General features: G+C 66.2%; 7 protein-coding genes. 6 read left to right on the top strand and 1 reads right to left on the bottom strand.

What is annotated here, in order from left to right:
- The 5 genes from VGD20_RS20860 to VGD20_RS20840 form a co-directional block, all read left to right on the top strand.
- Nucleotides 1-667: MipA/OmpV family protein (locus VGD20_RS20860; RefSeq protein ID WP_331136287.1), on the top strand; the 667-nt coding region annotated here is incomplete at its 5' end.
- Between the two features lie 103 nt (nucleotides 668-770).
- Nucleotides 771-1,265, top strand: a complete 495-nt coding sequence (locus tag VGD20_RS20855; protein ID WP_331136286.1) for an AAC(3)-I family aminoglycoside N-acetyltransferase — start codon at nucleotides 771-773, stop codon at nucleotides 1,263-1,265.
- A 32-nt stretch (nucleotides 1,266-1,297) separates the two neighbouring features.
- The gene (gene polA, locus VGD20_RS20850) at nucleotides 1,298-4,108 is read left to right on the top strand and encodes a DNA polymerase I (RefSeq protein WP_331136285.1); all 2,811 of its coding nucleotides are present in this window, start codon (nucleotides 1,298-1,300) and stop codon (nucleotides 4,106-4,108) included.
- Entirely contained in the window at nucleotides 4,105-4,611 is a 507-nt protein-coding gene (locus tag VGD20_RS20845) for a hypothetical protein (RefSeq protein ID WP_331136284.1), read from the top strand. The genes polA and VGD20_RS20845 overlap by 4 nt, the downstream gene beginning before the upstream one ends.
- 119 nt (nucleotides 4,612-4,730) lie before the next feature.
- Complete coding sequence (locus VGD20_RS20840) at nucleotides 4,731-5,405, top strand: CDP-alcohol phosphatidyltransferase family protein (RefSeq protein ID WP_331136283.1); 675 nt, start codon at nucleotides 4,731-4,733, stop codon at nucleotides 5,403-5,405.
- Between the two features lie 7 nt (nucleotides 5,406-5,412).
- On the opposite strand, the gene VGD20_RS20835 is transcribed toward VGD20_RS20840, so the two are convergent.
- Nucleotides 5,413-6,306, bottom strand: coding sequence for a prephenate dehydratase (locus tag VGD20_RS20835; RefSeq protein WP_331136282.1), 894 nt, complete (start codon nucleotides 6,304-6,306; stop codon nucleotides 5,413-5,415).
- A 182-nt stretch (nucleotides 6,307-6,488) separates the two neighbouring features.
- Between VGD20_RS20835 and VGD20_RS20830 the strand changes: the two genes are divergently transcribed.
- Nucleotides 6,489-7,016 (top strand): cytochrome c family protein (locus VGD20_RS20830; RefSeq protein WP_331136281.1); only part of this gene is annotated, 528 nt, incomplete at its 3' end.

Genomic DNA, 7,016 nt, shown 5'->3' with positions numbered 1-7,016 from the left:
ACCCGACTATGAAGGATCGAAGGATAATGAAGTCCTGCCCTTCCCCTATCTCGCGGTCGGATACAAGGACATCGCCTATCTCCGCGGCCCCGAAATCGGCGTGAATATCATCCGCGTCGAACCCGCCGACGATATGAAGATCAGCATTGGTCCGGTCGCGCGCTATCGCCGCGACCGCTCCGAAAAACGCAACCCCGCGCTTGCGGGGCTCGGCAAGGTCGACACGGCGATCGAGGTTGGCGGATCGGCACGGCTCGACGTCGGGCCGGCGTGGGTCGAGCTTTCGGTAGTCAAGGATGTGGCGGGCGGTCATGAAGGCGTAGTCGGAACCGCCGCAGGCGGTGTCGATTTCGACCTGTCGGATGATCTGTCGCTGTCGCTGAGCGGGACGACCAGTTGGGCCGACAATAAATATATGCGCACCTATTTCGCGGTGACCCCGGCGCAGGCGACGCGCAGCGGGCTTCCCGTCTATGCCGCCGGCAAGGGTATCAAGGACGTCGGCGCGAATATCGGCCTGCAATATCGTCTGACCGACCATTGGATGATCGCCGCGACCGGCGGCTATACGCGGCTGCTGAACGATGCAAAGGACGCCCCGCTGGTGCGGCTGCGCGGATCGTCCGACCAGTGGCAGGGCGGCGTCTTCATCGCCTATCGCTTCTGACGAACGCGAGACCTGCGGCGTCCCTCACCCTCTCCGCAGCCCGTCTCGCAGCCGCCTGTTTCCGCGACTATCGCGGGGGCAGGCGGCTTGATACAATAGCGCGATGACAAGGGAAATTGCGGTGCGCCGGCTCGGCCCCGCCGATATCGCGGCGATGCGCGCGCTGAACGCGATATATGGCGATGCGTTCGAAGACCGCGAAACCTATCGCGCCGACCATCCGGACGACGATTGGCTGACGCGCCAGCTCGGCATGCAGGCGATCATCCTGCTGATCGCCGAGCAGGGCGAAGCGATCGTCGGCGGCCTTACCGCTTACAACCTCCCGAAGCTGGAGGCGGCGCGCAGTGAAATCTATCTCTACGACCTCGCGGTCGATGCGCGCCACCGCCGACACGGCATTGCCACCGCACTGATTGGCGAGCTTCAGCATATCGCCGCCGAAACCGGCGCCTGGGCGGTGTTCGTCCAGGCCGATCATGGCGACGACTCCGCGGTCGCGCTCTACACAAAACTCGGCGTCCGCGAAGATGTGATGCATTTCGACCTGCCGCCGCGCCCGCGCGGTCGGGGGGACGAAAGCGGAACATCGCCCTAGGCCGCCCGCACCCTCCCTGCTACATCCGCGCCATGTCCGAGAAGAATCACCTCTATCTGGTCGATGGCTCCAGCTACATCTTCCGCGCCTATCACCGCCTGCCGCCGTTGACGAACCCCAAGGGCGTGCCCGTCGGTGCAGTCTACGGCTATACAACGATGCTGTGGAAGCTCGCGAAGGACCTGCACGACGCCGACGGGCCGACGCACCTTGCCGTCATCCTCGACCATAGCAGCCAGTCGTTCCGCAACGAGATCTACGACCAGTACAAGGCGAACCGCCCCGAACCGCCGGAAGACCTCCGCCCGCAGTTCCCCTTGATCCGCGACGCGACGCGCGCCTTTTCACTGCCGTGCATCGAGATGGAAGGCTTCGAAGCCGATGACCTGATCGCCTCCTATGCCGAGGCGGCGGTGCGCGAAGGCTGGGACGTCACGATCGTGTCGTCGGACAAGGACCTGATGCAGTTGATCCGCGAGCCGAGCGAGGGCCCGCAAGTCGACATGCTCGACACGATGAAGAATGTCCGCCTCGGCCTCGAAGCCGTGAACGAGAAGTTCGGCGTCACACCCGACCTCGTCGGCGACGTGCTCGCGCTGATGGGCGACAGCGTCGACAATGTGCCGGGCGTGCGCGGGGTCGGGCCCAAGACCGCGACCAAGCTGATCCAGGAATATGGCAACCTCGCCGCGGCGCTCGACGGCGCCGAGGGCATGAAGGCGTCAAAGCTGCGCGACAATCTGATCGAGCACCGCGCGATGGCCGAATTGTCGCGCATCCTCGTCGACCTGAAGCGCGACGTCGCGCTGCCCGACGCGCTCGATACGCTGAAACTCGGCGCGATCCCGCCCGAGCCGCTCAAGCTCTTCCTCGACGAACATGGCTTCCGCTCGCTCTCGGCCAAGCTCGACCTTGGTGCCACCCCTGGCGGACCGCCGACCCTGCCGCGCGCCGCCGCCGTGCCCGCTACGGCTGTCATCGGACCATCGACGCCGACGCTTCCCCCAATGCCGGCGATCGACCGCACGGCCTATGAATGCGTGACCACCGTCGAAGCGCTCGACCGCTGGATCGCCGAAGCGCGCGCCGCGCATGTCGTCGGCGTCGATACCGAAACCGCGAGCCTTGACAGCGTCACCGGCCGCCTCGTCGGGGTCAGCATGGCGACCGCGCCCGGCCGCGCCTGCTATATCCCGCTCGGCCATGGCGGCACCGACATGTTCGCCGAAAAGCCCGAGCAGATCGCGATGGACGTCGCGATCGGGCGCCTCCACGCGCTGTTCGCCGACGACGCGGTGCTGAAGGTCGGCCATAACCTCAAATATGACATCGGCGTGCTCGCGCAGCATGGCGTCACCGTTGCGCCATACGACGACACGCTGGTGATGAGTTTCGCGCTCGACGCGGGCAAACACCAGCATGGGCTCGACGAGCTGGCGAAACTCCACCTCGATCACACCTGCCTCACTTTCAAGGAAATGTGCGGGACAGGCAAATCGCAGATCAGCTTTGCCGAAGTGCCGCTCGACCGCGCGACCCAATATGCCGCCGAGGATGCCGACGTCGCGCTGCGCCTCTGGAAGATGCTCAAGCTACGCCTGCCGATCGAGGGCGGGACGCGCATTTACGAGATGGTCGACCGCCCGCTCGCTGCGATCGTCGAGGGGATGGAACGCGCGGGGATCATGGTCGACCGCGAATATCTGGCGCGCCTGTCGGGCGAGTTTGCGAACGAGATGCTTCGCATCGAGGGCGAAATCCACGGCCTCGCCGGCCAGCCCTTCGCGATCGGCAGCCCCAAGCAGCTCGGCGAGATCCTGTTCGACAAGCTGGGCCTCAAAGGCGGGCGCAAGGGCAAGTCGGGCGACTGGTCGACCGACCAGAGCGAGCTCGAACGCCTCGAACGCGACGGAGTCCCGATCGCGCGCAAGATTTTGGAGTGGCGCCAGCTCGCGAAGCTGAAGTCGACCTATACCGACGCGCTCCAGCAACAGATCAACGCGACGACCGGGCGTGTCCATACCAGCTACAGCCTCGTCGGTGCGCAGACCGGACGCCTGTCGTCGACCGACCCGAACCTGCAGAACATCCCGATCCGCACCGAGACCGGCCGCCAGATCCGCGACGCCTTCATCGCGGCGCCCGGCCACGTGCTGATCGCCGCCGACTATAGCCAGATCGAGCTCCGCCTAGCGGCGCATATGGCCGATGTCCCCGAGCTCAAGGAAGCCTTCGCGCGCGGCGACGACATCCACAGCGCCACCGCGATCGAATTATTCGGCGAGGTCAACCGCGACACGCGCGGCAAGGCGAAGACGGTCAATTTCTCGATCCTCTACGGCATTTCGCGCTGGGGCCTCGCGGGCCGGCTCGAAGTCACGCCCGACGAGGCGCAGGCGCTGATCGCGCGCTATTTCGAACGTTTCCCGGGCATTTCGGACTATATCACCGACACGCTCGAGAGTGCGCGCGCCAAGGGTTACACCGAAACCTTGTTCGGGCGGAAAACCTGGTTCCCGCGCATCAAGGCGGCGAATCAGAACGAACGCGCCGGCAGCGAACGCGCCGCGATCAACGCGCCGATCCAGGGCACCAGTGCCGACCTGATCAAGCGCGCGATGACGCGGATGCCAAAAGCGCTGGAAGACGCGGGGCTGTCCGACGTGAAGATGCTGCTGCAGGTCCACGACGAACTCGTATTCGAGGCGCCCGAGGACAAGGCCGAAGCGGCGGGCGCGGTGATCCGCGCCGTGATGTCGGGCGCCGCCGAGCCCGCGCTCAAGCTGTCGGTCCCGCTCGAGGTCGAAGTCGGCATCGGCAAGAGTTGGGGCGAAGCGCATTGATCGCCGCGCTGCTGTTCGCCGCGGCGCTCGCCGCCGATCCCGCCCCCGCGCCTCCCGAAGCCGCGGCGGTCGTGGCGGCACCCGCAGGCCCGTCCCCGATCGCCGATGCCGACCTGCGCGAGTTCGCCGCGATCGCGGGGCGCAAGGTGGCCGGGCGCCCGATCGGCGGTCCCTATGCCACCGCGGACAAGGTGTTGCTGATCGCGCGCGACGACAAGGGTTTCCCGGTGATCGCCGCCAGCACGGGTTTTCCCGCGCGCCAGTCGCTGCCCAAGCCGCCGCCGGGGACGCTCGTGGTCGTTCGCCTGCATCAGCGCTCCGAAACGATCGTCCCCGGGCCCACCCCCGACGACCTCGCTTTCGTTGCGAGCAACAGGCTACCGCTATTCGTGATCGGCGAATGGGCGCGCCCTGCGCCCATGTGGGAAGTCGCGTGGGTCGACGACGCCGTCCGTTTCCGCACGATCGGCGAAGTCGGCGAAATCGGCCCCTGGCAAGACTGATCGGCACCTGCGCGCGGCGCGCCGAGCGCCGCACCCTTTCGCGCGCGTAACTTTGCCTCTATGACGCCCCGATGACATCTGGCCGGCACTTTTGTGACAGCCGGCAACAAAGGGTCCTCATGAGCAAGTTCGAACCCGTCGCCAAGGCGCCGGTCCGCATCCAGCAAAATATCCTCGCGCGCAGCGAGCGCCGCCTTCTCAACTGGCTATGCGCGCGGCTTCCCGGCTGGGTCACGCCCGACCAGCTCACGACGCTCGGTTTCGCCGGCGCGGTGCTCGTCGCCGCAGGTTATGTGCTGAGCTGGTTCGACAGCGAATGGCTCGGCCTCTCGCTCGCCGGCTATATCGTCAACTGGTTCGGCGATTCGCTCGACGGCAGCCTTGCGCGCTGGCGCGGGATCGAACGGCCCAACTATGGCTATTTCGTCGACCATAGCGTCGACGCGCTGGCAACCTTGCTGATGATCAGCGCGATCGGGATGAGCCCCTATATGCGGCTCGACGTCGCGCTGATGGCGGTGATCGGCTATTTCCTGCTCTCGATCCATACCTTCATCGCCGCGAAGATTCTCGGCGAATTCCGCCTGTCCTATATGGCGGGCGGACCGACCGAACTGCGACTGATGCTGATGGCGATGACCGCGCTGATGCCCGTCGTCGGCGGCCGCGACATCCACGGCACCAATTTCTCGCCCTTCGACCTGTTCGCGCTCGTTGTCTCGAGCATCCTCGTGACGCTGTTCATCGTCCAGACGTCGGCGACCGCACGGATGCTGCGCCGCCGCGGAAACTGACGGGCTTTCAGCGGCGCTCGCGCGCCTGCGCATAGGTGCCGAGCAGCCGCAGCGACTTGGTCTGGAAATCGAGTTCTTCGAGCGCGCGGTCGATCCGCTCGTCGCCCGGCGCACCGACTATATCGCAATAAAATTGCGTCGCGGCAAAGCTGTCGCCGGTCTGGTAGCTTTCGAGCTTCGTCATGTTGACGCCGTTGGTCGCGAAGCCCCCGAGCGCCTTGTACAGCGCGGCGGGAATATTCTTCACCTCGAACATGAAGGTCGTCATCACCGGCCCTTCGATCGCCGCCACGTCAACCAGCGGCTCGCGCGCCAGCACGACGAAACGCGTCGTATTATGGTCGGCGTCCTCCATGCCCGTGCCGTGCAGCGTCAATCCATAGATTGCGGCAGCGTGGGGCGGCGCGAGCGCGGCAAGGCCGACCTCGTCGCTGTCGGCGACCCATGCCGCGGCGCCCGCGGTGTCGCTGTGGGCGACCGGTGCGATGCCGTTGGCGCGCAGCCAGTGGCGGCACTGGCCCAGCGCCTGTTCATGGCTCATCGCGCGCGTGACCGGCCCGAGGTCACGGCTCATCAAGCCATAACGGATCGGCAGGAAATGCTCGCCGACGATCGACAGCCCGGATTCGGGAAGCAGGAAGTGAATGTCGGCGACGCGGCCGTGCAGGCTGTTTTCGATCGGGATGATCGCGCGGTCGACGCGGCCGTCGCGCACGGCATCGATGGCATCCTCGAATGCGTAGCAGGGCATCGGCAGCGAGTTCGCGTCATATTCGCGCGCAGCGAGATCGCTGTTCGCGCCGGGCGCACCCTGGAATGCGAGCCCGCGGGCAGGCTCCGCGAGTGCGGCCGAGCGCATTTCGTCAACGAGATGCTGTGCCGAAGCCGAATAACTGCCCATGTTTGCCTTCCCAAGCCGGAACGGCGGCGCATAGCGAGCCGTTGCCTTCGGCGCAACCGGTGCCCGCGCAGTTCCCTTGGGCGATTTCATCCCCTTGCGCCACCGCCGCCGCGCCAGTAAGGGAGCGTCCAAATCAGATACGCGCCCGGCAAGCGGGCGCCAGCTAACGGGGCTGCAAGAGCATGGACAATCGCAACAACACCATTGCCGGCTGGGTGCTTTTCGCCGGCATTTGCGCGCTGGGCCTGACGATCGGGTCGAGCATGTTGTTCGCCAGCCACGCGCCGGAGAAGCCGGGCTATCCCATCGAAGACGCCGAAGCCGGCGCCGGTGGCGGCGAATCGGCCGTGCCGCTTGGCAACCTGCTCGCCGCCGCCGACGTGGCGAAGGGCGAGGCCGTGTTCGCGAAATGCGCCGCGTGCCACACGATCAATTCGGGCGGCGCCAATGGCATCGGCCCGAACCTGTTCGGCACGATGGGTGAGGAAATCGGCCACGGCAAGCACGGCTTTGCCTTCTCGGCAGCGCTCGCGGGCATCGGCGGGACCTGGGACTTCGAAAAGATGAACGCCTGGCTGACCAGCCCGCGCAAGTTCGCGCCCGGCACCAAGATGTCGTTCGCGGGCCTGTCGAGCCCCGAAGACCGCGCCAACCTGCTCGTCTACCTGAACGCACAGGGTTCGAACCTGCCGCTGCCCGCCGCCGAGGCG

The sequence above is a fragment of the Sphingopyxis sp. genome, assembly GCF_036402335.1.
Classification (GTDB): domain Bacteria; phylum Pseudomonadota; class Alphaproteobacteria; order Sphingomonadales; family Sphingomonadaceae; genus Sphingopyxis.
This window is presented reverse-complemented; position numbering and strand designations above follow the sequence as displayed.